Source organism: Trinickia caryophylli, assembly GCF_034424545.1.
GTDB classification, from domain to species: Bacteria; Pseudomonadota; Gammaproteobacteria; order Burkholderiales; family Burkholderiaceae; genus Trinickia; species Trinickia caryophylli.
In genome coordinates this window covers 3,187,752-3,211,211 of sequence record NZ_CP139970.1, presented here as the reverse complement: position 1 = coordinate 3,211,211, position 23,460 = coordinate 3,187,752, and the positions used below count along the sequence as shown (strand labels likewise).

At 67.3% G+C, this 23,460-nt stretch carries 17 protein-coding genes; 8 read left to right on the top strand and 9 right to left on the bottom strand.

Features of this window, described 5'->3' with window-relative positions:
- Window positions 1–48: 48 nt before the first annotated feature.
- Entirely contained in the window at window positions 49–1,269 is a 1,221-nt protein-coding gene (locus U0034_RS14540) for an EAL domain-containing response regulator (protein ID WP_085230208.1), read from the top strand.
- 114 nt (window positions 1,270–1,383) lie between these two features.
- On the opposite strand, the gene U0034_RS14535 is transcribed toward U0034_RS14540, so the two are convergent.
- A complete protein-coding gene (locus tag U0034_RS14535) occupies window positions 1,384–2,142 on the bottom strand; it encodes a class I SAM-dependent methyltransferase (protein ID WP_085230207.1) in 759 nt (252 codons plus the stop codon).
- A gap of 346 nt (window positions 2,143–2,488) precedes the next feature.
- Here U0034_RS14535 and U0034_RS14530 point away from each other — a divergent pair, with 346 nt between their 5' ends.
- The 5 genes from U0034_RS14530 to U0034_RS14510 all read left to right on the top strand — a co-directional run bounded on the left by U0034_RS14530 (window position 2,489) and on the right by U0034_RS14510 (window position 6,911).
- A complete protein-coding gene (locus tag U0034_RS14530) occupies window positions 2,489–3,322 on the top strand; it encodes a helix-turn-helix transcriptional regulator (protein WP_085230206.1) in 834 nt (277 codons plus the stop codon).
- A 59-nt stretch (window positions 3,323–3,381) separates the two neighbouring features.
- Window positions 3,382–3,975, top strand: a complete 594-nt coding sequence (locus U0034_RS14525) for an RNA polymerase sigma factor (RefSeq protein WP_085230205.1) — start codon at window positions 3,382–3,384, stop codon at window positions 3,973–3,975.
- A gap of 1 nt (window position 3,976) precedes the next feature.
- Complete coding sequence (locus U0034_RS14520; protein WP_085230204.1) at window positions 3,977–4,807, top strand: anti-sigma factor; 831 nt, start codon at window positions 3,977–3,979, stop codon at window positions 4,805–4,807.
- 215 nt (window positions 4,808–5,022) lie between these two features.
- Window positions 5,023–6,444 carry an argininosuccinate lyase gene (argH, locus tag U0034_RS14515; RefSeq protein ID WP_085230203.1) on the top strand — a complete coding sequence of 474 codons (1,422 nt, stop codon included), beginning with the start codon at window positions 5,023–5,025 and terminating at the stop codon, window positions 6,442–6,444.
- Complete coding sequence (locus U0034_RS14510; RefSeq protein ID WP_085230202.1) at window positions 6,441–6,911, top strand: nuclear transport factor 2 family protein; 471 nt, start codon at window positions 6,441–6,443, stop codon at window positions 6,909–6,911. The genes argH and U0034_RS14510 overlap by 4 nt, the downstream gene beginning before the upstream one ends.
- Window positions 6,912–7,081: 170 nt before the next feature.
- On the opposite strand, the gene U0034_RS14505 is transcribed toward U0034_RS14510, so the two are convergent.
- The 5 genes from U0034_RS14505 to apbC all read right to left on the bottom strand — a co-directional run bounded on the left by U0034_RS14505 (window position 7,082) and on the right by apbC (window position 12,708).
- Window positions 7,082–7,897 (bottom strand): lysozyme inhibitor LprI family protein, encoded by an 816-nt coding sequence (locus U0034_RS14505; protein ID WP_085230201.1) that lies wholly within the window; start codon window positions 7,895–7,897, stop codon window positions 7,082–7,084.
- 2 nt (window positions 7,898–7,899) lie between these two features.
- The gene (locus tag U0034_RS14500) at window positions 7,900–10,179 is read right to left on the bottom strand and encodes an arginine/lysine/ornithine decarboxylase (RefSeq protein ID WP_085230200.1); all 2,280 of its coding nucleotides are present in this window, start codon (window positions 10,177–10,179) and stop codon (window positions 7,900–7,902) included.
- 111 nt (window positions 10,180–10,290) lie between these two features.
- Entirely contained in the window at window positions 10,291–10,860 is a 570-nt protein-coding gene (dcd, locus tag U0034_RS14495) for a dCTP deaminase (RefSeq protein ID WP_085230199.1), read from the bottom strand.
- Window positions 10,861–10,934: 74 nt separating this feature from the next.
- The gene (locus tag U0034_RS14490) at window positions 10,935–11,486 is read right to left on the bottom strand and encodes a superoxide dismutase family protein (RefSeq protein WP_085230198.1); all 552 of its coding nucleotides are present in this window, start codon (window positions 11,484–11,486) and stop codon (window positions 10,935–10,937) included.
- A gap of 133 nt (window positions 11,487–11,619) precedes the next feature.
- Window positions 11,620–12,708 (bottom strand): iron-sulfur cluster carrier protein ApbC, encoded by a 1,089-nt coding sequence (apbC, locus tag U0034_RS14485; protein WP_085230197.1) that lies wholly within the window; start codon window positions 12,706–12,708, stop codon window positions 11,620–11,622.
- Window positions 12,709–13,074: 366 nt separating this feature from the next.
- Here apbC and U0034_RS14480 point away from each other — a divergent pair, with 366 nt between their 5' ends.
- Window positions 13,075–13,740 carry an OmpA family protein gene (locus tag U0034_RS14480; protein WP_085230196.1) on the top strand — a complete coding sequence of 222 codons (666 nt, stop codon included), beginning with the start codon at window positions 13,075–13,077 and terminating at the stop codon, window positions 13,738–13,740.
- 349 nt (window positions 13,741–14,089) lie between these two features.
- Window positions 14,090–16,279 (top strand): methionine--tRNA ligase, encoded by a 2,190-nt coding sequence (gene metG / locus U0034_RS14475; RefSeq protein WP_085230195.1) that lies wholly within the window; start codon window positions 14,090–14,092, stop codon window positions 16,277–16,279.
- Between the two features lie 43 nt (window positions 16,280–16,322).
- On the opposite strand, the gene U0034_RS14470 is transcribed toward metG, so the two are convergent.
- From U0034_RS14470 to U0034_RS14460, 3 genes are all read right to left on the bottom strand, one after another.
- Window positions 16,323–17,039, bottom strand: coding sequence for a hypothetical protein (locus U0034_RS14470; protein WP_139831217.1), 717 nt, complete (start codon window positions 17,037–17,039; stop codon window positions 16,323–16,325).
- A 125-nt stretch (window positions 17,040–17,164) separates the two neighbouring features.
- Window positions 17,165–21,277, bottom strand: a complete 4,113-nt coding sequence (locus U0034_RS14465; protein ID WP_085230193.1) for a translocation/assembly module TamB domain-containing protein — start codon at window positions 21,275–21,277, stop codon at window positions 17,165–17,167.
- A gap of 31 nt (window positions 21,278–21,308) precedes the next feature.
- Window positions 21,309–23,087: an autotransporter assembly complex protein TamA gene (locus U0034_RS14460; protein ID WP_085230192.1), complete on the bottom strand. Its 1,779-nt coding sequence runs from the start codon at window positions 23,085–23,087 to the stop codon at window positions 21,309–21,311.
- Window positions 23,088–23,460 lie beyond the last annotated feature (373 nt).

Sequence of the window (23,460 nt, the reverse complement as noted above, 5' to 3'; positions counted from 1 at the left end):
GACCACACGACCACACGACACCCGCATCAGACTGAGGACGTTACAACGATGACCGGCATCCCCGACACCACCGGCAGGCAACGCAAGATATTGGTGGTCGACGACGAGCCATTCGTGCTCAAGGTACTCGTGCGCCAGCTCACCCAGCTCGGCTACGAAGAAATCCTCTCGTACGAGCACGCGCAGGAGGCGCTCGACGCGCTCGCCGACGAGAACCACGACATCGGCGTCGTCTTCACCGATTTGCAGATGCCGGGCATGGACGGCGTGGAATTCCTCCGTCAGTTGGTGGAGCGCGGCTACGACGGGCAAGTCGTGCTAGTGAGTGGCGAAGACGCGCGCGTGCTGAAGAGCGCCGAAAAACTCGCCTACTCGCGCGGGCTGCGCGTGCTCGGCTCGCTCGCGAAGCCGGCCACACGCGAACAGCTTCAGCAACGGCTTTCGGCGAGGGCCGGTGAGTCGGCGCAGCCGCCCTCGGAGCAGGCTGCCTATTCGGCCGACGAATTGCGCGAAGCCATCGCCAGCGGCGCCATCGTCACGCGCTACCAGCCCCAGGCCGCATTCGCCACCGGCGAGGTCACGGGTGTCGAGGCGCTGATCGGTTGGCGGCACCCGCGCGACGGCGTCGTGATCGGGGACCGGTTCCTCCACACGGCGGAACAGCATGGCGTCATTGGAGGCCTCACCCGCGGCCTGCTGCCCGCCATGCTCGCCGAGGCGCTGCAATGGCAGGCGCTGGGCCCCGATTTCCGGCTGGGCATCAATTTGTCCGTCGACGATCTCGCATCGCTCGACTTTCCCGATTTCATCGTCGATGCTGCCACGCGCGTCGGTTTTCCGCTCTCGCGCCTCGTGCTCGAGGTCAAGCAGGCGCGGCTCGCCCGCGACCGCCTGATCTCGCTCGACGTGCTCACGCGCCTGCGCCTCAAGCGGATCAGCCTGCTCATCGACGATTTCGGCACGGGAGAATCGGCGCTTGCCCAGTTGCGCGACATTCCCTTCGACGAACTCAAGCTCGATCAGAGCTTCGTGCACGGCGCGAGCCGCGACGAGTCGCTCGGCGCCATCGTCAAGGCGAGCTTGTCGCTCGCACGGCAGCTGAACATGCGCACGATCGCACAGGGCATCGACGATGAGGACGATTGGCGCGTCCTGCGTGCGATGGGCTGCGAAGTAGCGCAGGGCGCGCTCGTGGGCCCGCCTCTTGCACCCGAGGAACTGCCGCGATGGGCCGAGGAATGGGCCGGCCGCCACACTGCCCTCGCGTAAGCTGCCGATGCGCCGGGGCGACGACTCGAGGCTGATCCGCCCGCTTGTTGCCGCCCCGCTTGTTGCCGTCATCCGGCTCGTCGGCCGGGCGCCGCCGAGCCAGGCCTGCCCGGCTCAGCTCGCGCTCGCCTCGATCATCTGCACGTCTATTTCGAACGACCCGTCGGGCTGCACGGCGAAATACTCCCGCACCTCGTCGGGCGCAGCCGCCCAAAGCGAGCGGATCGCCGCTACCCGCACCTCGGGCGTGCGCATGCGCGCCACCCACTGATCGAACTGCATCGGCAGGCGCCAGCGCGCTCCCGCGCGCGGTGCGAATCCGGCCTGCTCGAAAAACGTCATCCATTCGTCGGCGCGGTAATTGCGAATATGCGAACCGTCGCGCAGGAGTTCCGCGGCTTGCAAATGCGTATCGAGCATCGGATGATCGGCGCCCACCACGTCGACGAACACCACCCGCCCCCCCGGCTTCAACACGCGTCGGACCTCGCTCAATGCTCGCGGCACGTCGTGCCAGTGATGCGCGCTGAAGCGACTCAGCACCCAATCGAACGAGGCGTCGGCGAACGGCAGGCGCTCGGCCGCGCCCTGCTCCGTGGCGATGTTCGTGAAACCGCGCTCGCGCGCCGCCATGAGGACGGTCGCGAGCATTTGTTCGGCAAGATCGTAGGCGATCACGGAGCGCACATGTGGCGCGACGGCAAAGCTCACGTGGCCCGCGCCGCACCCGAGATCGAGCACGGCCGCCTGCGGCGTCACGGCCACTTGCTCGGCGAGTGTCTTGAGATCGGCGCCGCTCGCATGGCTTGGGCTCGTCAGATAAGCGGCGGCCGTGGAACCGAATGCATCGGCGACTCGTTCCTGATGTTTCATCTTCGTTTCTCCTTTTGCGCGGGGCGTGGGGACGGCACGATCGCGGGCGGCGGCCAACGACAGGCGCCTTCTACAACCTCGACAGCCGCCTTCGACGCCGATGGGCCACCGGGGCACGGAAGGCGCGACAGACGCTGATCGGCCGTTACGAAGCCGCATCAATGCACCGCATCAATGCACGTCTGGCAGCTACAATATGACGCGCGCAGTACCGGTACAAGGCAAGCGATTATCCTGGTATCGAACCCACCCGGCTCGGGGCCGGGATGAACGAATCCATCCAACCGAAACCGACAACGAAACGACCATGGCCTCCTCGTCGACCGATCGTCCGCCTCGGCCCGCCATGTCGGGGCCGTCCGCCGCGCCCCGGACCGCGGGGGGCCCGTTGACCGAAACACCGGCACGCGCGCTCGGCGAGTTCATCCGGGCTCATCGCGAGCGGCTCTCCCCGCTGGCGGTGGGCCTGCCTCCTGGGCCGCGCCGCCGCACACCGGGGCTGCGGCGCGAGGAGGTCGCCCAGTTATGCGGCGTGAGCCCGACCTGGTACACCTGGATCGAGCAAGGACGCCCGGTGTCCGCTTCGGCCGACGCGCTCGCGCGCATCGCCGTGGCGCTGCAGCTCACGCGTGCCGAGCGCGGCTACCTGTTCGAGCTCGCGGGCGAACGCGATCCGGCCGAGCCCGCGCAGGCGGCGGCCGAGGCGCCGATGGCGCTGATCGCCACGGTGGAGCACCTCACGGCTCCCGCCTACGTCCTCGATCGCCAGTGGAATGCCCTCGCCTGGAACGCGCCTGCGGCGGAACTGTTCGTCGGCTGGCTCGACGGCTCGCCCGCCGACGCCACACACGAACGCAACCTCCTGCGCTTCACGTTCACGTCGCCCGCGGCCCGCTCGTTGATCGTCGATTGGGAAACACGCGCGCGCCGGCTGGTGGCACAGTTCCGCGCGGATTCCATCCGCCACCTCAACGACGCGCCGACGCGCGCGCTCATCGACACGCTCGCCGCCGAAAACGAGGCGTTCGCGCGCTTTTGGGCCTCGCAGGACGTGGGCGAGCGCGAGGTCGGCACGCGCGAGTTCGATCATCCGGGCAAGGGCCGGCTCGTCTACGAGCAGATCACGTTCAAGCCGGCGCACCGCGAAGATCTGCTGCTCGTCGTCCTCGTGCCTGCGTGAGCCCGCCCGCCGCTGCTAACATAGCGCCCATTCCCGACGACGGCACGCCACGCCGCCCCATGAGCCCGCCGCATCCTGCCGATTCCACCCCACCCGCCCTCGCGGCGCTGCTCGCGCGCATCGCACGCGCCGACGAGCGCGCCTTGCGCGCGCTTTACGACCTGACGGCCGCGAAACTGTTCGGCGTCGCGCTGCGTATATTGGTGAAGCCCGAATGGGCGGAGGAAGCTTTGCAGGAATCGTTCGTCAACATCTGGCGCCACGCGGGCGAATACCGCGAAAGCCTTGCCGCACCGCTCACGTGGATGACGGCGATCGTGCGCAATCGCGCGCTCGATCACCTGCGCCGGCAAAAAGCGGTGCTGGCTGACGGCACGCCTGCGCTGGCCGAGTGGACGGACGGGCTCGACGAGCTGCTGGCGGGCGACGAGCGCGATCCCGCCGATGCGGCGCTCATCAGCGAAGAGGCGCGCCGGCTCTCGGTGTGCATGGGCCGGCTCGACGCCAGCCAGCGGCAGGCCGTGGCGCTCGCCTATCTGCGCGACCAGAGCCACGGCGAGATTGCGCAGACACTCTCGGTGCCGCTCGGCACAGTGAAGTCGTGGGTGCGCCGCGGCCTGGAAAAGCTGAAGGCTTGCATGGGAGGCCTGTGAGATGCGGTTGCACCGGTATCCCGAACTGATCGAGCGGCTGGCCGCGGAGTATGCGCTCGGCGTGATGCGCGGCGGCGCGCGGCGCCGCTTCGAGCAGCTCGCCAGCCGGGAGCCTGCCATTCGCGCCTCGATCGACGCGTGGCAGCAACGCCTGAGCGCGCTGCCGGAACTCGCGCCGCCGGTCGAGCCGCCCGCCGAGGTATGGGACGCGCTCGCGCGCCGGCTCGCACTCGGCCGGCAAGCACCCGCCCAGGCACCGGCTGCGGACGCCCTGGCGGCACGACGCCGGGCAGCCGGCGCCCGCACGCGCTGGTTCGAGAGTCTGGCGTTCTGGCGCGGCTGGTCGATCGCGGCAACCGGCGCGGCCCTGGCCGCCGCCGTTGCGCTCGCGGCGATCCTGCGGCCGTTCGCGCCGGGAGCACCGGAGGCACCGGTGGCATCGACGACCGTATCGCCCGAATCCGCCCCGCGCGCGGGCGGCCCGCTGATCGAGCGCGTCGCCTACGTTGCGGCCCTGGCCGACGTGAAGACGAGCAAGACGATGGTCTTCGTCATGTGGGACGACAAGAGCGCGATGATGAGCGTGCACCGCATGAGCGGCGGCGACGCCCCTCCGCCCGGCAAATCGGAACAGCTCTGGGGCATTCCCGAGCATGGGCGGCCCGTGTCGCTCGGCATGCTGCCGGCAGGCAAGACGGTGGCGATGAAAGTACACGCGATGAAGGGCTTCACGCGGTTGGCCGTGTCCATCGAGCCGCCGGGCGGCTCGCCCGACGCGAACGGCCCGAGCGGCCCTGTCGTCTGCGCAGGCAAGCTGATGGCAACGGCGTAGCGGCCGCCAACGGGTACCGCAGACCGAGCGGCCGAGCCGCAGGCGGCCTCGGGTCATCCGCGGCTGCTATTCTGCGGCGATGGCGGCGATGGCGGCAATGGCGGCAATGGCGGGCGGACGGGGCGGGACGGCGGCCCCGTGCCGGCCCGATGCTAAAATCATGCGCTTTGGCGCGCCGCGCCGCCGCCTCGATCCACACTTCACGGCCCATCACCATGACGTCCCAACTGCACAAAAAAGGCGAAGCCTGGTCGGCTCGCTTCTCCGAGCCGATGTCCGAGCTCGTCAAGCGCTATACGTCGTCGGTCTTCTTCGACAAGCGCATGGCGCTCGTCGACATCGAAGGCTCGCTCGCGCACGCGAAGATGCTGGCCGCGCAGAACATCATCGGCGCAGAGGACCTGGCGGCGATCGAGCGCGGCATGGCGCAGATCAAGGGTGAAATCGAGCGCGGCGAATTCGTCTGGCAGCTCGACCTCGAAGACGTGCACCTGAACATCGAGGCGCGCCTGACGGCGCTGATCGGCGATGCGGGCAAACGCCTGCACACGGGTCGCTCGCGCAACGATCAGGTGGCTACCGACATCCGGCTGTGGCTGCGCGGCGAGATCGACCGCATCGGCACGCTCATCGGCGATCTGCGCTCGGCGCTCATCGATCTGGCCGAGCAGCACGCCGGCACGATCATGCCCGGCTTCACCCATCTGCAGGTCGCCCAGCCCGTGACCTTCGGCCACCACCTGCTTGCCTATGTCGAGATGTTCGGCCGCGATGCCGAACGCATGCGCGACTGCCGCACGCGCGTGAACCGCCTGCCGCTCGGCGCGGCGGCACTGGCCGGTACGAGCTATCCGATCGACCGCCACGCGGTGGCGCAAACGCTCGGCTTCGACGGCATCTGCGCGAACTCGCTCGACGCCGTGTCCGATCGCGACTTTGCCATCGAGTTTGCGGCGGCGGCAGCGCTCGTGATGACGCACGTCTCGCGCTTTTCCGAGGAACTCGTGCTCTGGATGAGCCCGCGCGTGGGTTTCATCGATCTGGCCGACCGGTTCTGCACGGGCTCGTCGATCATGCCGCAGAAAAAGAACCCCGACGTGCCCGAGCTTGCGCGCGGCAAGACGGGGCGCGTCAACGGCCATCTGATGGGGCTGCTCACGCTGATGAAGGGGCAGCCGCTCGCCTATAACAAGGACAACCAGGAAGACAAGGAACCTCTTTTCGACACCGTCGATACGGTGGCCGACACACTGCGCATCTTCGCCGAGATGGTGACCGGTATCTCCGTCAAGCCCGAAGCCATGCGCGCCGCGGCGCTGCAGGGCTTTTCGACAGCGACCGACCTGGCCGACTACCTCGTCAAGCGTGGCCTGCCGTTTCGCGATGCGCACGAAGCCGTGGCGCATGCGGTTCGGATCTGCGTCGATCGTGGCTGCGACCTCGCGGACCTTTCGCTCGACGAAATGCGTGCCGAGCTGCCGAAGGTGGCGCACTTGATCGGCGAGGACGTGTTCGACTATCTGACGCTCGAAGGCTCAGTGGCGAGCCGGAATCATCCGGGCGGTACCGCGCCGGATCAGGTGCGCGCCGCGGCGACAGCCGCGCGCAAGGCGCTCGAAGCGCAGCGCGGCAAGTGAGCCAGTCCAACACCGAGTCGATCCGGCGCTTTTACGAGGCCTTTGGGCGGCGCGACATCGAAGCGATGCTGGCCTGCTACGCTCGCGACGTCGTCTTCAGCGATCCGGCGTTCGGCGAACTGCGCGGCGAGGCGGTGGGCGACATGTGGCGCATGCTGCTCGAGCGTGCGCAGGAGTTTTCGCTGACGTTCGGCGAGGTTCACGCGAACGACGAGAGCGGCGGCGCGCAGTGGATCGCGCGCTACCGGTTCCGCCAGACCGGCCGCATGGTGACCAACCGGATCGATGCGCGCTTTGTGTTTCGCGGCGGGCTCATCGTCGAGCATCGCGACAGCTTCGATCTATGGCGCTGGACACGGCAGGCACTCGGGATGAAGGGGGTCGTGCTCGGCTGGACGCCTTTCGTGCAACGCGCGATCCGCGCGCAGGCCCGCAAGGGCCTCGAAGCGTATCGAGCCAGCCGGTAAGGCTGCACACTCACGGCCGCGCGGCCTACCGCGCTCGACCCGCGCTCGACGCCAGGGCGAGTTCACGGCGGACCGAACGGGCAAAGCGGTTCCGTGCATGCGGCGGCGGCGTTCTGTTCGATGCGCTGCCCCGGCCGGGTAGGTCCTCGCCGGCACGTCACCAACCGGTTTCAATCATTGCCGGCCGTCTCCGACAAACGCTTGAGCGTCGCCAGCCGCGCGCCGATCAGGTCGACGCGATCGGCTTCGGAACCCAGCCCCGAGGTGGCATTGAAGTAACTGCGCCAAGCGCGCTGCGCATGCGCCAGCGTCACGCGCGAACGCATCGGCAGCTTCGCTCGCAGCTTGCGCGCGTACCGGTTCAGGTCGAACTGCGCGTGCTCGCAGGCTGCATCGACCGTGCACGGCCGTAATCGCGCGGAACGCACGGCCGTGGCCGCCGATGAAACCGATGCCGCCTCGCTCGCGCCAAAGGACGCCTCGGATGCACCGGCCCCCGCGGCGCTCGCCGTGGCGACCGGCGCCGCCTTCGGCTCATAGAGAGCCGCCACGCGCCGCAGTTGCAGCGCGCGATCGCGCACCGGCTGCAGCAGCACGTTTGCCTCGGTGATCTGATAGGCGGAACCGTGCGTCGTCTGGAACACCGCTTTGACAAGCGCGGCCTCGTCCTGACGCCATTCGAGCCAGCGCCGCTGGCTCGCCTGCCACGCACGCCTGACCGTCATCGGCGCGTTGGTCATCAGCGCCCGATAGGCCGCGTCGATCGCGCCGCTCCACGATTCGCGTGCGGCATTCATGCATTGCGCCTGCCCCGCCGGCGACGAACGATCGGCCCGCGCGAGGCAGGCGCGCATCGCCGTGTCGATCGGATCCGCGGGTGCCGCTTCGGCCCGCGCCGCCCCGGGCAGCGCCAGGCACCCCGCGACACCCGCCACCAGGCTCAGCGCGAGCCAGATACGGCGCAGAGTCTTCGCGGTGCCGCTCATGGTCAGCCGCGCACGCAATCGACGAAGTATTCGACGCGCCCGTTGACCGGTTCGGCCACGAGTCCGTGAATGTCCGTCGAGAAGCCCGGGAAGCGCTCGTTGAACTCGCGCGCGAACTTCAGATAATTGACGATCGTCTTGTTGAAGCGCTCGCCCGGAATCAGGAGGGGGATGCCGGGGGGATATGGCGTGAGCAGAATGCTCGTCACACGGCCTTCGAGTTCGTCGATCGGCACCCGGTCGATCTCGCGGTGGGCGAGCTTGGCAAATGCGTCCGACGGCTTCATGGCCGGCTCCATGTTCGAGAGGTACATCTCGGTCGTGAGCCGTGCGATGTCGTTCGCGCGATAAACGCTGTGAATCGCCTGGCACAGATCGCGCAGGCCCATGCGCTCGTAGGCCGGATGCTGCGCCACGAACTCGGGCAGGACGCGCCAAAGCGGCTGGTTGCTGTCGTAATCGTCCTTGAACTGCTGCAGCTCCGTCACCATCGAGTTCCAGCGGCCCTTCGTAATGCCGATCGTGAACATGATGAAGAAGGAGTAGAGGCCCGTCTTCTCGACGATGATGCCGTGCTCGGCCAGATACTTCGTGACGATCGCTGCGGGAATACCCGTCTCGGCGAAGTCGCCCGCAAGGTCGAGCCCTGGCGTGACGATCGTCGCCTTGATCGGATCGAGCATGTTGAAGCCCTCGGCGAGCGGGCCGAAGCCGTGCCACGGGTCGTTCGCACGCAGCACCCAGTCCTCGCGCGAACCGATGCCTTCGTCGGCGAGGGCCTCCGGCCCCCAGACCTGGAAGAACCAGTCTTCGCCGTACTCCGCGTCCACCTTGCGCATCGCGCGGCGGAAATCGAGCGCCTCGGCGATCGATTCCTCGACGAGCGCCGTGCCGCCCGGCGGCTCCATCATCGCGGCCGCGACGTCGCACGACGCAATGATCGCGTACTGCGGGCTCGTGGACGTATGCATGAGGTACGCCTCGTTGAAGCGATGGCGGTCGAACACCCCGTCCACCGAATCCTGCACGACGATCTGCGATGCCTGCGAGATTCCGGCAAGCAGCTTGTGCGTCGAATGCGTCGCGAACACGAGCGCGCCGGTGCGCGGGCGGCCCGCGCCGATCGCATGCATGTCCTGGTAAAACGGATGGAATTCGGCGTGCGGCAGCCAGGCCTCGTCGAAATGCAGCGTATCGAGGAAATCGCCGAGCAGATCCTTGATCATCTCGACGTTGTAGACCACGCCGTCATACGTGCTCTGCGTGATCGTCAGAATGCGCGGCTTGAGGTTCGGGTTCTTCTGCAGCGCTTCGCGCGCGAACGGGTTCGCCTCGATTTTCTTGCGAATGTTCTCGGGACGAAACTCGTCGAGCGGGATCGGGCCGATGATGCCGAAGTTGTTGCGAGTGGGCGTGAGAAACACGGGAATCGCGCCCGTCATCGTGATCGCATGCAGGATCGACTTGTGGCAGTTGCGATCGACGACAACGATATCGCCCGGCGCCACGGTGGCATGCCAGACGATCTTGTTCGAGGTCGACGTCCCGTTGGTGACGAAAAAGAGATGATCGGCGCTGAAGATGCGCGCGGCGTTGCGCTCGGAGGCAGCCACCGGGCCGATATGGTCGAGCAGTTGGCCGAGCTCGTCCACGGCGTTGCACACGTCGGCGCGCAGCATGTTCTCGCCGAAGAACTGGTGGAACATCTGGCCGAGCGGGCTCTTCAGAAACGCCACGCCGCCGGAATGGCCCGGGCAGTGCCACGAGTACGAGCCTTCGTCGGCGTACTTGACGAGCTCCTTGAAGAACGGGGGCGCGAGCGAATCGAGATAGACCTTCGCTTCGCGCACGATATGGCGCGCGACGAACTCGGGCGTGTCCTCGAACATGTGGATGAACCCATGCAGCTCGCGCAGGATGTCGTTCGGCAAATGGCGCGACGTCCGCGTCTCGCCGTAGAGAAAGATCGGAATGTCGGCATTGCGGCGGCGGACTTCGGTCACGAACGCACGCAATTCGAGGATCGCCGTGGCGAGTTCGGGTAGCTCGCCGTCGGGGCCCGTCTCACCGAGCATCAGCTCGTCGTCGTCCAGCGACAGGATAAAGCACGACGCGCGGCTCGACTGCTGCGCGAACGAGGTGAGGTCCCCGTAGCTCGTCAGGCCGAGCACCTCCACCCCCTCCCCCTGGATCGCCTCGGCAAGCGCCCGGATGCCGGAACCCGAGATGTTCTCGGAGCGAAAGTCTTCGTCGATGATGACGACGGGGAAACGAAACTTCATGGACGATTCTCCAAAAACAAGGACCGCCGGGCCCGGAATCTCAATCCGTGCCGAGCGGTCGCTCGAAACCTCTCATTCTCTTCTCGAATCGGCGTCAACCGTATGACGACGTCAGGTCTTCGGCAGCGTGACGCCGTGCTGCCCCTGATACTTGCCGCCGCGATCGGCATACGACACGTCGCAGACTTCGTCGCTCTCGAAGAAGAGCACTTGCGCCACGCCTTCGTTCGCGTAGATCTTCGCCGGCAAAGGCGTCGTGTTCGAGAACTCGAGCGTCACATAACCCTCCCATTCCGGCTCGAACGGCGTCACGTTGACGATGATGCCGCAGCGCGCATAGGTGGACTTGCCCAGGCAGACCGTCAGCACGTTGCGCGGAATGCGGAAGTACTCGACCGTGCGCGCGAGCGCGAACGAATTCGGCGGAATGATACAGACATCGCCCTTGAAATCCACGAACGACTTTTCGTCGAAGTTCTTCGGATCGACGATCGTCGAATTGATGTTCGTGAAGATCTTGAATTCGTCCGCACAGCGAATGTCGTACCCGTAGCTCGACGTGCCGAAGCTCACGATCTTGCGGCCGTCCGCGGCCGTGCGGACCTGATCGGCCACGAACGGCTCGATCATCTTGTGCTCATCGGCCATGCGCCGAATCCACTTGTCGGATTTGATTGTCATAAAGAGACGTTAAGATTCACTGCCTGCATTGGATGACGAGCCGCGACACCGCATTTCACGCTGCCTCGGCCCGTTCACTGGGCGCGTATCGTGCCGCATGCGAGCGCCGCACCGACGCCATGGTCGGGAAAGGCGGGGTCTCCCGGCTCGCGATGAATGACCACCGAGCGCCCGGCCACCGATCGTACGCCGTCGAGCGAGACGTCGGGTGCGACGATAAAGCCGGTTGCAACGCCCGTCGCGTCCGCATGAATGTTGCCGAGATCGCCCTCGAGACGACCGCCGCCCCGGCGCCGCGACGCGCCGGGCGCAAATACCGCGCCCGCGCTGGAGCCGTCCGCCGCGTTGCAATCGCCGCGCTCGTGCACCTGCAGCGCGTGGTCGCTCATCGGCGGCAGGCCGATCAGGTTATACGTCACCTGTACGCCATCCGAGCGCTCGATGAACGTGACGGAGCCGCGCGCCGTATTGGCCACGGTCGGAAGCAACTGCGCGGTGGCGCGTTTTTCGTGCGGGCCGAGAAAGGCGGCACATCCGCCGAGCGTCGCGCCCGTCAGCCCTACGAGGCCGACGCAGGCCAGCACGCCCAGCGCCTGCAGACACCGCCCGTCGGTTCGTTCTCTCATGCGATCCTCATGCCGGCCGCCGCGGTGGATTCCCCCGGTGCCGGACTCAAGCGAAGGCGACATGATACCGCGCTCCGGGCCGCGCGCAGCAACGGCGTGGCCGGGCCCGGCCTGGGGCGGGCGCGCACTGCCGTCACGTGTTTTGCACGACGATGTTCGGAAACCGCGAAGTCATGTCGCGTGCCCGCTCGGCGACGTGCAGGGCGACCTTGCGCGCGATGGCGCGATAGATCTCGGCGATACGCCCCGCCGGCTCGGCGGCGACCGTCGGCCGGCCGCTGTCGGCCTGCTCGCGGATCGCGATGTCGAGCGGCAGGCTGCCGATCAGTTCGACCCCGTACTCGGCCGCCATGCGCTCGGCGCCGCCCGTGCCGAAGATGTGCTCGGCGTGACCGCAGTTCGAGCAGATGTGAATACTCATGTTCTCGACGATCCCGAGGATGGGCACGCCCACCTTCTCGAACATCTTGAGGCCCTTTTTCGCGTCGATGAGTGCGATGTCCTGGGGCGTCGTGACGATCACCGCCCCCGTGACGGGCACGCGCTGCGCGAGCGTGAGCTGTATATCCCCCGTGCCGGGCGGCATGTCGACGATGAGATAGTCGAGCTCGCGCCAGTTCGTCTGCCGCAGCAACTGCTCGAGCGCCGAAGTCACCATCGGGCCGCGCCAGACCATCGGGTTGTCCTGCTCGACGAGAAAACCGATCGAGTTCGCCTGCACGCCGTGGCCTTCGAGCGGATTCATCGTCTGGCCGTCGGGCGACTCCGGCCGGCCTGCGATCCCGAGCATCGTGGGAATGGACGGGCCGTAGATATCCGCATCGAGTATGCCGACGGAGGCGCCCTCGCTCGCGAGCGCGAGTGCCAGGTTGACGGCCGTCGTGCTTTTGCCGACGCCGCCCTTGCCCGATGCCACCGCAATGATGTTCTTCACGTTGGGCAACAACTTGACGCCGCGCTGCACCGCATGCGCGACGATCGACTGGCGAAACGAAACATCCGCGTGCTCGACGCCCGGCACGGCGACGAGCGCCGCCTCGATGGGCTTGGCCAGCGCCGGGTATTGGCTCCGGGCGGGATAGCCCAGGACGACCTCGACGGCCACCCTGGCGCCGTCGAGGGTGACGTTGCCGATGCCCCCGGATGCCGCGAACGGGCGGCCCGTGTTGGGGTCCGTGACGGCCGCGAGCGCGGCGTCGACCAAGGCCCGATCAATGCTCATCGATTGACTCCGAAGCTAAACGGCCGCGGCGGGACATCCCGCCGGAAGCCTTGCGCAGATTGCGGCAGAGAGCCGCAGCGCTGAAAAATTGAAAGAAAGTGTTGCCCGGCATTGCCAAAAAGCGACGCGGCGGGCACCTTCCCTCTGCGTCAATCAAGGGGTCGTATCCGGCCGCATACGCGCTATTGTAGTAGTAGCCGTGCCGCGGTCCGATGAAGACACCGCGCGCGGCGGGGCTTAGGCCGCCGTGCCGGCGTCGAGCGAAACCGCGCTGCGGCGCGCGCCCGGTTCCCGGCTCGAGCCGGCAAGCCCGCACTGGGGCGCACGCTCCCGTTGCGCCTCGATTTGAAGAGAGGACTCGAAGAAATGAATGCAAAGATCATGACTCGTCTGAGCGTGTTCGCCGTCGCAGGCACACTGCTCGCCGGCTGCGCCACGCAGCAGCAGAATAATGCGGCTGTCGGCACGGGTGCCGGCGCAGCGCTGGGCGCGGGCCTCGGCGCCATCTTCGGCGGCGGCAAGGGCGCCGCGATCGGCGCTGGCGTAGGCGCGCTGGCCGGCGGCATCACGGGCTACAACTGGCAGGCGATCCGCAACAAGATCTCGGGCGCATCGAAGGGAACCGGCACCACGGTAAACGAACAGGGTGACGGATCGCTGAAGGTGAACATTCCGGCCACCGACGCGTTCGCCGTCAATAGTGCTCAGATCAGTCCGTCGCTCGCCCGCACGCTCGACGAAGTGGCGAACCAGATGCGCCAGAACCCCGAACTCGTGGCCGACGTGCGCGGGTACACGGACATCACCGGCGGCTCCGAGCTCAATCAGCGATTGTCGCAAAGCCGGGCTGACGCTGTTGCCGGCTATCTGAGCCAGCGCGGGGTCGCCCCCAACCGCCTCGCGGCGCGCGGCTTCGGTCCGGCAGACCCGGTTGGCGACAACAACACGGAGGCGGGGCGCGCCGCCAACCGCCGCGTCGAGGTCTATTTGAAGGCGCTCGCGCAACACGGCCAAACCCCCAACTATCAATAACGACAGGTAGCCAGCATAGCGGGCGGGCGGAGCCTCGCGGCCGGCGCCTCGGGCGCCTGGAGGCTTCCGGTAAACAAATCGAAAAATTTTTCGAACTCGCCCGAAAAAACGCTGTCTCTACGAACGGTACGTGGCTGGCGTTGGCCGCCGCGTCACCATTCTCCTCTTGTCGTTGTTGCTCCGGGGCCTTGATCGCCCCGGTTTTTTTTGCCCGTTTTTCCCCCTCGAACCCCGATTCGCGGCCCCGAGGCCTGCGCACGGCACCCCGCCGCCCGCAACGGCGCGGCCGCAGCGCGGCACGCCTGCTAAAATCGGCGCTTTCCTTCCGCGTCAATCCCTTCGAACGCCAATGACCGCTTCCGTCTCAGCCCCCGTTTCAGGCGCCGCCGCGCGCCGGATCCTCGTCACGTCCGCCCTGCCTTATGCGAACGGACAGATCCATCTCGGCCATCTGGTCGAGTATCTCCAGACCGACATCTGGGTGCGCGCGCTGCGAATGCACGGACACGAGGTCTACTACGTGGGCGCCGACGACACGCACGGCACGCCGGTCATGCTCAGCGCAGAGAAGGAGGGCATCACGCCGAAGGCGCTGATCGAACGCGTCTGGGGCGAGCACAAGCGCGACTTCGACAATTTCCTGGTGTCGTTCGACAACTACTACACGACCGATTCGGACGAAAACCGCGAGCAATGCGAATCGATCTTTCTCGCCCTGAAGGAAGCGGGGCTCATCGATGCGCGCGAGATCGAGCAGGCGTACGACCCCGTCAAGGAAATGTTCCTGCCGGACCGCTTCATCAAGGGCGAATGCCCGAAGTGCGGCGCCAAGGATCAGTACGGCGACAGCTGCGAGGTCTGCGGCTCGACCTATCAGCCGACGGAGCTCGTCAATCCTTACTCGGCCGTCTCGGGCGCCACGCCCGTGCGCCGCAAGTCGACGCACTACTTCTTCCGTCTGTCGGATCCGCGCTGCGAGTCGTTCCTGCGCGGCTGGGTGGGCGGCCTGGCGCAGCCCGAAGCCACGAACAAGATGCGCGAATGGCTGGGCGATGCCGGCGAGGCGAAGCTGGCCGATTGGGACATCTCGCGCGATGCGCCCTATTTCGGTTTCGAGATCCCCGGCGCGCCGGGCAAGTACTTCTACGTCTGGCTCGATGCGCCCGTCGGCTACTACGCGAGCTTCAAGAATCTCGCCGCGCGGCTCGGGCTCGACTTCGACGCGTGGGTCCGCAAGGGCTCGAGCACCGAGCAATATCACTTCATCGGCAAGGACATCCTCTATTTCCACACGCTCTTCTGGCCGGCCATGCTCGAGTTCTCGGGGCATCGGACCCCGACCAACGTGTTCGCGCACGGTTTTCTGACCGTCGACGGCGCGAAGATGTCGAAGTCGCGCGGCACGTTCATCACGGCGCGCAGCTTTATCGACACAGGCTTGAACCCGGAGTGGCTGCGCTACTACTTCGCCGCGAAGCTGAACGCCACGATGGAGGACATCGACCTCAACCTCGAGGATTTCCAGGCACGCGTGAACAGCGACGTCGTCGGCAAGTACGTCAACATCGCGAGCCGTGCGGCCGGGTTTCTGATCAAGCGCTTCGAAGGCCGGGTGCAGGACAGCGCGATGCATCATCCGCTGCTCGCCAGGCTGCGCGCGGCAATCGGCGAGATCGCCGCCCACTACGAAACGCGCGAGTACGGCCGCGCTATCCGCCAGACGATGGAACTCGCCGATGCCGTCAACGCCTATGTCGACACGGCCAAGCCGTGGGACCAGGCCAAGGATGCGGCCAATGCCGTCGCGCTGCACGAGACGGTGAGCGTGAGCCTGGAAGCGTTCCGCCTGCTGACGATCGCGCTCAAGCCCGTGCTGCCCGCACTGGCCGCCAACGTCGAGACGTTCCTCGGCGTGGCGCCGCTTGCCTGGCGCGATGCCGATACGCCGCTTTCGTCGGCTCAACCGATCAACGCCTACAAGCACCTGATGACGCGCGTCGACCCCAAGCAGATCGAAGCGCTGATCGCCGCCAACCGCGCGACGCTGCAGCCCACCGGCGAAGCGTCAGCCTCGGTGGCCGCGGTGGCCGATACCGCCGGCAAGACAGCCAAGGCGGCGAAGGCCGTGGAAACGGCGGGCACGGGCAAGCCCGCCTCGGCCGCGAGCGCGAATCCAACAGGCGCCGAGCCCGGCGAGGCGACAATCTCGATCGACGACTTCGCCAAGATCGATCTGCGCATCGCGCGCATCGTCGAATGCAAGGCCGTGGAAGGATCCGACAAGCTGCTGCAGTTGACGCTCGACGTCGGCGAAGAGAAGACGCGCAACGTGTTCTCCGGCATCAAATCGGCCTATCGTCCCGAGGATCTCGTCGGCAAATTGACGGTGATGGTGGCGAACCTCGCCCCGCGCAAAATGAAATTCGGCCTGTCGGAAGGCATGGTGCTGGCCGCCTCGGCCCGGGACGAGAAAGCCGAACCGGGCCTCTACATCCTCGAGCCGCACGAGGGCGCGAAGCCCGGCATGCGCGTGCGCTAAGCGGCGCGCGGCACCCCGCTGCCGGTGCTCTACTGCCGGTGCCCTACTGCCGGCGGCCGGCAGGCACCCGGGCCGACAAGGTCTCGAAGTCGACGCGGTGCCGCCCCACCTTCGTCATGCCCTCCTCGGGCATGTAGCTGAAGACGACGGCGACCAGCGGCTTCGTCGCCTTGTCCGCCTCCGCCCCACCGAGGTGAAGCTTGCGCTTGATGTCGTCCTTGATGGCGCTCGCGCGGTCCTGAATCGCCGCGGCAACGTCGGGCAACGCTTTCTCGAGCGGACCGATTGCGCCGCTGGCCGTTTTCACCGTAGCCCTTACCGCCTCAGGCAGATGAGGCACCCTGCCGGGCGGCAGCGCTGGCGCCGCGGCCTTGCCGAGCAGCGCCGACTTTGTGAGACTCTCGGCCGACGCGAGCGATGTCGCGCCACGAAAAAGCGCCATGGCCGAATCGTTGAGTGGAAAGAGGCTGTGCGCGAACCGATCGCCGGGCTCGTAGGCGAACATGCCGGTATAGATGTCGGGCTGCCCGGGGACCGCGCTCTCGATGCCCCGCTCCGGGAATTTGTCGAAAAACTCCGCGATATCCGCCTCGCTCTCGCCGACGACAGCGAGACGCCGCGCGCCGACAAGCGAGTCCGTAAACCTGTAGTACCCGTCGTTGCCCGGCATCGCGGCGGTGGGCTGGCCACGGTCTTCGACATAAGCAGCCGAGCTATCGTGAACCATTGGGCGCGGCAGGCGGCACATATGGGCGTTCATTCGATGATCTCCTTCGAAGGATTGGACAAGAGGAGACGCATCAGACCGGATTGCCCGGCACCAGTGGGAGGGAAAAATTCTCATTTTTCGGCATGCGCGCGCCCGAACGACTCGGGCGCGCGAGCTCACCGCCGTGATCCAAAACCGTCGAAACGACGTGTGAAATCGATATCAACTCCCTGGAACGTACCCGTATAAGCGGAAACCGACCAGAAGCGCGACAGGTTGATAGTCGCCTTGAAAGCGTTGCTTGCCGACTGCAGCCCTTGTTCGTAGCCGAATACGAGCCGCTCGTTGATGGCCTTCGAAATCATGATGACTTCCGGATCGGTCAAGCCCACGTCGCTGCGGCCGACGGTGAATTCGTCGAGCCCGAACGTCTGCGCCACGCGCTTGCCCGTTGCGCTGCCGAGCAGAGCAAGCGCTGTCGTCATCGAGCTTTGCTGGCCGAGGTTGTTGCCCTGGTCCGTACCGTGGCCGAACAGCAGCCATGAGAGCTTTTCGTCGTCAGGTACGTTCGGCTCGGACACGAGCTTCACGGCCGGCGTGTTGACGGTACCCGTCACCTGCACGCCCGCTTCGACTTCCTGATTGCGCCGCATGGCAAGGATGTTGACGCCAGGATTCGCCACCGGGCCATTGAACGTGAAGTAGCCGTTTTCGATCCCGAGCTTGCGACCGAATTGCGTATAGGTCGAACCTTCGGTCACGCGCACGTTGCCCACCGCGCGCAACGGCTGGTTCGGCGCGGACAGCATCGTCACCGTGCCGCGCAGGCCCAGATCCGCGCCGCGCCCCCGGAAGCGGAAGTCACGCCCAAGGTCGATGTCGACGTTGGCGCGCGGCGCAAAGCGCCCGACCGGTTTGTTCATCGCCGGCTCCATCGGCGGAGGAGAGCCCCGCACCACGGCATTGTTGCGCACGATCACCACGTCGTCGGACAGTTGCGGCGCCGGCTGCTCCGGCATATCGAAGAGCGCGTGATCGACGCGGAACCTGCCGTCGATGTCGATGCCGCCGGCCGCGCCGCCATTGGCCACCGTCGCGCTGCCCGACAGAGACAGTTGCCGATCGGGTGCCGCGAAGAGCGCCAGTTTGTCGGCCACGATCTGTGCCGTCAGATCGGGCTCGGCGGCATCGAGCCGAATCTTGCCCGTCGCGCGCAGCGTCCCGTCGCCGCCGTGGAATTCGACGCGCTGAAAATCGACGAGGTTTTCGGACAGGGCAATGCGAATCACGCCGTCTTTCAACTGCACACCCTGGTCGACGAACGTCGCCGAGAGCGAATCGCCCGTCAGCGAACCCGAGAGCGCGGGCTTGGCCGCCGTGCCGGCCACCGCCAGCTTCAGCGCGAGGCGTCCGTCGAGCAGATAGCTCGGCCCGAAGAGGCCGCCCGTCGTCTTCAGCGACGGGACGTCGGCCGCGATCGTTCCATCGAGCGGCGCATCGGCCGAAACGCCGAGCAGACCGCCGCGCGCCCGATCGGGCGTGAGCGGCAGGCCCACGCGCGCGTCGGCGGTGCCGATCCGGCTCGCCGCCGCATGCAGCGTAGCGGCGAGACGATTGCCGGCGCCGAACTCGGCGCGCGCCGCCAGCGCCGTGATGCCGAGCGGGGCCAGCCCGCCGCGGCCCGTATCCACCGACAAGTCGCCGCTCACGCGGGCAAGACGCGCATAGCCGGTTGCCGTACGCCCGAGCGAGAAGTCCCAGTCGCCCGCAAAGACGAGGTCGCTTCGCACGCGCGACGGTGTGCCTGTCAATTCCTCGCGGATCGCGAGCAGGCGGGCCACCGATAACGCCGAAACCGAGCCGGCCGAACGCAGCGTGCCATGATCGTAGGCGAGCGAGCGCAGATCGAGCCTCGCGCCCTCGAGGGCGAGGCGCGTCGCGCCGAGCGAAACCAAGTCGCGCGCGGCCGTCACGCTGAGCGGGGCCTGCAGTTCCAGCGCCGGCATGCCCGTGTTCGTCAGCCGCGTGACCGTACCGCTCCAGCGCGGCCCGTCGCGCGTATCGGCGAGGCCACCAGACGCCGCGAGCGCCAGATCGATCGGCCGGCCACGCAGCGTGCCCTTGGCACTCGCGTCGAATGCATGCCGCGCGCGCGTGCCGGTGACGTGGGCCGACAGCGCCGCGAGATCGGCGATACCCGTATGCACATCCCGCGCCTGCGTGGTCAGTTCGAGCGCGCCGTTCGCACCGTCGCGAAGGAGCGCCCGCCCCTGGGCCGAGCCGACACGGTTCTCGCCGAACGCCACACCGCGCGCGTCGTACGAAAGCGTCACGTTCGGATGCGCGAGGGAGCCGGTCACGTCGCCGTCCGCAAGCACCGCGCCCGCGACGCCAAAGCCGAGCCGCTCGAGGTGCGGCGCAGCCACATGAAAGCGCAGGCGATCCGCCGCTGTGCCGAAGCTGCCGTTCAGCTCCACGTCGTTGCCCGCGATGGACAGCCGTGCCTCGCTCGGCAGGAGCCGCTGCCCCACCACCTGCAGCGTACCCGCTCCCGTGAGCGGCAGGCCGTCGTACACGCTCGGCCCCAGAGCGAAGCGCAGCTTCGTCGTCAGCACCGGCGCGAGCGCGCCTTCTGCCGCGAACGTGCCGGTCACGCGCGCCTCAGGCCACGCCGTCACCCCGGTCACAGCCTGCTTCGAGGTGCTCGCGCGCATGCCAGGCTTAGTCGGCGAGCCGGACGCCGACGCACGCGGTTTCACGGCGGCCGTACGGCGAGCCGCGGCCGCGGCCCGCGTTTTCGCGCCTGCCTGCGTCGCCGCCAGCACGAGGCGCGGGTCGAACGCGGCAAGCGTCGCACGCAGCGAATAGCGGCTCTCGGCGTCGCGCGCCAACGTCCCCTCGAGCTCGGCGCGCCCCGCGCCCGCCGTCACGCGTACGTCGCGCAGTGCGATACGGCTGGGCTCGAGCGACACCTTCGCACGCGCACCGAGACCAGCGCGCTTGTCCGCGAGGTCGAACTCGAGCGCCTGCGTCGGCCCGTCGAGCGTGATGCCGATCGGGCCTTCGAGCGCAGTCGGCCTGACCGCTGGCGCCAGCGTGTTCAGATCGAGCCCCGCCGCCTGCAGATCGATGCGCCCGCGCCCCCTTCGCAGCGTGCCGCCGCCCACGAGCGTCGCGTCGTCGACAAGCCGGATCCGCAGCCCGGCGATCCGCTCCTCGCGGGCGTCGAGCCGGACCTCGGCGCGTGCATCGATGAGCGGCAAGAGCCCGGCATCGAGCCGCCCCGGCCTGGCGTTGACGATCGACACCGGGCCCGCGACGGTGAACGTGCCGGCGCCCGGCACAGGCGCGATCTGCGCATCGAGCGAAAGGTCCGCGGCAGGCGCGCCCGGGCTGAATGCACGCGGATCGACATGGGCAAACGAAAGCGTGGCACGTTCGAGCACGACGCTCGCGAACGGCTTCGCCTCGACATGTGCGCGCCCTTTGAGCTTGAACCCCGTCGCGTCGATATCGGCGCTCAACGCCTCGAGCGTGCCACCGAGGCGGGCCGCCACGCTCACAGGTTCGTTCTCGAGCTTGCCCGCATAGCGGGCATCGCCAGAAAGCGCGAACGGCCGCACGCCGTCGAGCGCGAGCCGCGCGTCGACGGCGCCGTACGGCGTGTCGAGACTCCCGAGCGACAGTGTGTGGTGACGGCCGTCGCTGCGGCCGGCGAGGCGCAGGCCGCCGTACTCTGCCGCGCTCTTGCCGTCGATGAGACGGAGCTTGCCGACATAAACCGAGCGGATATCGAGTTCGAGCGGCAGCCGCAGGCTCTGCGGCAGCACCATCGGCGCATTGTTTTGCGACGGCGCGAGCCGCGCCTCGATCGTGCGGGCCGACAAATCCTCGATCGTGAACCGCCACGGCGCGCGCGTGAGTGCCCAACGTCCGCTCAGCCTATCGATGCGGATATCGGTACCGCCCCCGGGGCCAGGCTGCGCCCAGTGCACATCGGAGAGCCGCAGCCCCTGTGCGAGCGTGCCGCCTTCGAGCGTACCCGTGAGCCGGCCGCCCGATACGGCTACGGCGGCGCGCCAGACAAGGCGCGTCCCGCGCTCGGTCGTCACCGCGCCATAGAGCGCGAGGACGGCCGCCAGCGCGAGTGCGACGAGCGCGAACACCGCGATTCCCAACCCGCGCAGCACGCGACGCCCACGGCGCGGTGGGCGCGGCCGGCGCGGCGGATGCGGCTCATCGCCGCGCTGCGCGTCGTCGGAAGGCGTTGGAGACGATTCGTTCGTCATGCAATCGAAGGGATCGGAAATATCTGCAGTGTCAGAAGGCAATGCCGAGCGTCAGGTAAGGCCGCACGCTCTTGTTGCGTAGTCCGTAGGCGAGATCGAGGTTGATCGGCCCCACGGGGCTGCGCCAGCGCGCGCCGATGCCCGCACCCGGGAAGAACGTCCGCTCGTGCCACGTGTCGGTGGCCGTGCCGATGTCGTAAAAGACGGCCGCGCCCCAATTGTGCGAGAACCAATGCTGATACTCGGCGGTTGCGGTGAGCAGGTACTTGGTCGGCAGCACCGACCCCGAAACGTTGTTGCCGATGCTCTGAAAACCATAGCCGCGCACCGAGTTCGAACCGCCCGCGCGAAAAAGCAACGATGCGGGAATGTCGCTCGAACTGCCGCTCGTGAACACGCCGCCCAATTCGGCCCGGACGAGCACCAGATCGCGCTTGCCGACCGGGACATACTGAACCCCGCGCGCGTAGCCACGCAAAAAGCTAGCATCGGACGCGACGCTCTTGAGCGCGAAGCCGGCCTCGGCATGCAACAGATTGCCCGAGCGAGGAAAGAGCGGATCGTCCACGTTGCGCCGCGTCCAGGACCACTGCGGCACGAGCGCGCGGCTCGTGACCGGCCCCGCGGCGTTCTGATCGAGGCGATCGATGTAGTACTGCAGCGAATAGGCGTAATCGATGAATTGCGCCGTGCGCGTTCGCTGCAGGCCGATGCGCGCGCTGTAGATGTGGGTATCGGACACATCGGTGCTCGTGTACGAGGCCAGCGCGCTGTTGACCCAACCGCGCTGGCCCGGGGGCATCGACAACTGAATCTGCCCGTACTGCTGGATCTGATCGAGCCGTCCTTGCACCGAGAGCGGCCATGCGGCCCCGAACATGTTCAGATAGCTGTAGGCACCCTGGACGTGCGCGCCCGTGTCGGTCGCGTAGCCCACGCCGCCGCGCACGCTGTTGTAGGGGTACTCGCTGACCTTGACGTGGATCGGCGTCTCGTGCGGCTTGTCGACGTCACTATCGACGTCGATCGCCACGCTTGCGTAATAGGGCGTGTTCTGCATTTGCCGTTGCAGCTCGGCGATCCGGTTGCTGTCGTAGAATTCGCCGACCGACAGCGGATTCACGTTGGTCACGATCTCCCGCGGATAGCGGCGCACGCCCGAGATGTCGAGCGGTCCGAGTGTAAACGTCGGGCCGCTCGCAAACGTGACCGACAGCGCGGCGGTGCGCTTGCGCGGGTCGATGCGCGCCTCGGAACGCGCGATTTTCGCCCCCAGGTAGCGGCGTGTCTGAAGCGCCTTCAAGGCCGCGGCCTTCGCATCGCTCCAGCTCGACTGCGTGAACGGATCGCCTGTGCGCAGCGAAAAGGCGAAGCGCGCGGCGTTCTCACGCGCCGGCTCCTCGCTGGTCACGGGGCCCTCGAACTTCAGATCGACCGATGTCACTTCCGTGCGAGGGCCCGGATCGACGTGTACGGTGACGTCGCGCTTGCCTTCGACGGCTCGCACGTCGGTCCGTACCACCGGTGAGAAATAGCCTTCCGTCGCCACGAGGTCGCGGACCTGCTCCGGCGTCGCGGTGACGAGGAACTGGAACTGGTCGTCGCTGATGTCCTCGCGCTTGGCGAAGCGCGCGAGATCAAGGTGCTGCTCGAGCAGCTTTCTGATGGGACGCGGCGCGTCGATGTCGACCCGGTATTTCGCCGCTGCCGGCAACGCCATCGTACAGAATGCGAGGCCAACGGCGACTGCGCGCCAGCCGCGCGCGAGCCGCACGCCCCAACGGCGTTCGGTGGGCCGCGCAAACGGCATATCGATCACTGCTCCCCGCAAACGGGACCTCCCGGCAACGTTGAACGAGCATGCGCCGCGCGCCAATGCCGGCGGCTGCCCGGTATTGGCGCGTATGTTGGCGCGTATGGCATTTGACCACAGGCGCGGGGCGCGGGGCCGACAAGCGGCCGTCCCGGCTACGTGCTGGCGAAGCCGCACGCCGGCGAAGCCGCACGCCGGAGAAGCCGCACCTCGGCGAAGCCGCGCCTGGCGGGAATGCACATGCCCCACCGCACGCCCGCCTTGGACGCCTGGGCGGCCCGCGATGTTCCGCGTATTCGCGCATGCGCTAGAATCCCGCTTTGGAGGAGGTGCCGCGCACCTGCCTGTCCCTATTTTCTACGATCGTCGA

Bases quoted from the DNA above. Each gene is read 5' to 3' on its own strand.
- U0034_RS14540 (WP_085230208.1), top strand. From the start codon at position 49: ATGACCGGCATCCCCGACACCACCGGCAGGCAACGCAAGATATTGGTG.
- U0034_RS14535 (WP_085230207.1), bottom strand. From the start codon at position 2,142: ATGAAACATCAGGAACGAGTCGCCGATGCATTCGGTTCCACGGCCGCC.
- U0034_RS14530 (WP_085230206.1), top strand. From the start codon at position 2,489: ATGTCGGGGCCGTCCGCCGCGCCCCGGACCGCGGGGGGCCCGTTGACC.
- U0034_RS14525 (WP_085230205.1), top strand. From the start codon at position 3,382: ATGAGCCCGCCGCATCCTGCCGATTCCACCCCACCCGCCCTCGCGGCG.
- U0034_RS14520 (WP_085230204.1), top strand. From the start codon at position 3,977: ATGCGGTTGCACCGGTATCCCGAACTGATCGAGCGGCTGGCCGCGGAG.
- argH (WP_085230203.1), top strand. From the start codon at position 5,023: ATGACGTCCCAACTGCACAAAAAAGGCGAAGCCTGGTCGGCTCGCTTC.
- U0034_RS14505 (WP_085230201.1), bottom strand. From the start codon at position 7,897: ATGAGCGGCACCGCGAAGACTCTGCGCCGTATCTGGCTCGCGCTGAGC.
- U0034_RS14500 (WP_085230200.1), bottom strand. From the start codon at position 10,179: ATGAAGTTTCGTTTCCCCGTCGTCATCATCGACGAAGACTTTCGCTCC.
- dcd (WP_085230199.1), bottom strand. From the start codon at position 10,860: ATGACAATCAAATCCGACAAGTGGATTCGGCGCATGGCCGATGAGCAC.
- U0034_RS14490 (WP_085230198.1), bottom strand. From the start codon at position 11,486: ATGAGAGAACGAACCGACGGGCGGTGTCTGCAGGCGCTGGGCGTGCTG.
- apbC (WP_085230197.1), bottom strand. From the start codon at position 12,708: ATGAGCATTGATCGGGCCTTGGTCGACGCCGCGCTCGCGGCCGTCACG.
- U0034_RS14480 (WP_085230196.1), top strand. From the start codon at position 13,075: ATGAATGCAAAGATCATGACTCGTCTGAGCGTGTTCGCCGTCGCAGGC.
- metG (WP_085230195.1), top strand. From the start codon at position 14,090: ATGACCGCTTCCGTCTCAGCCCCCGTTTCAGGCGCCGCCGCGCGCCGG.
- U0034_RS14470 (WP_139831217.1), bottom strand. From the start codon at position 17,039: ATGAACGCCCATATGTGCCGCCTGCCGCGCCCAATGGTTCACGATAGC.
- U0034_RS14465 (WP_085230193.1), bottom strand. From the start codon at position 21,277: ATGACGAACGAATCGTCTCCAACGCCTTCCGACGACGCGCAGCGCGGC.
- U0034_RS14460 (WP_085230192.1), bottom strand. From the start codon at position 23,087: ATGCCGTTTGCGCGGCCCACCGAACGCCGTTGGGGCGTGCGGCTCGCG.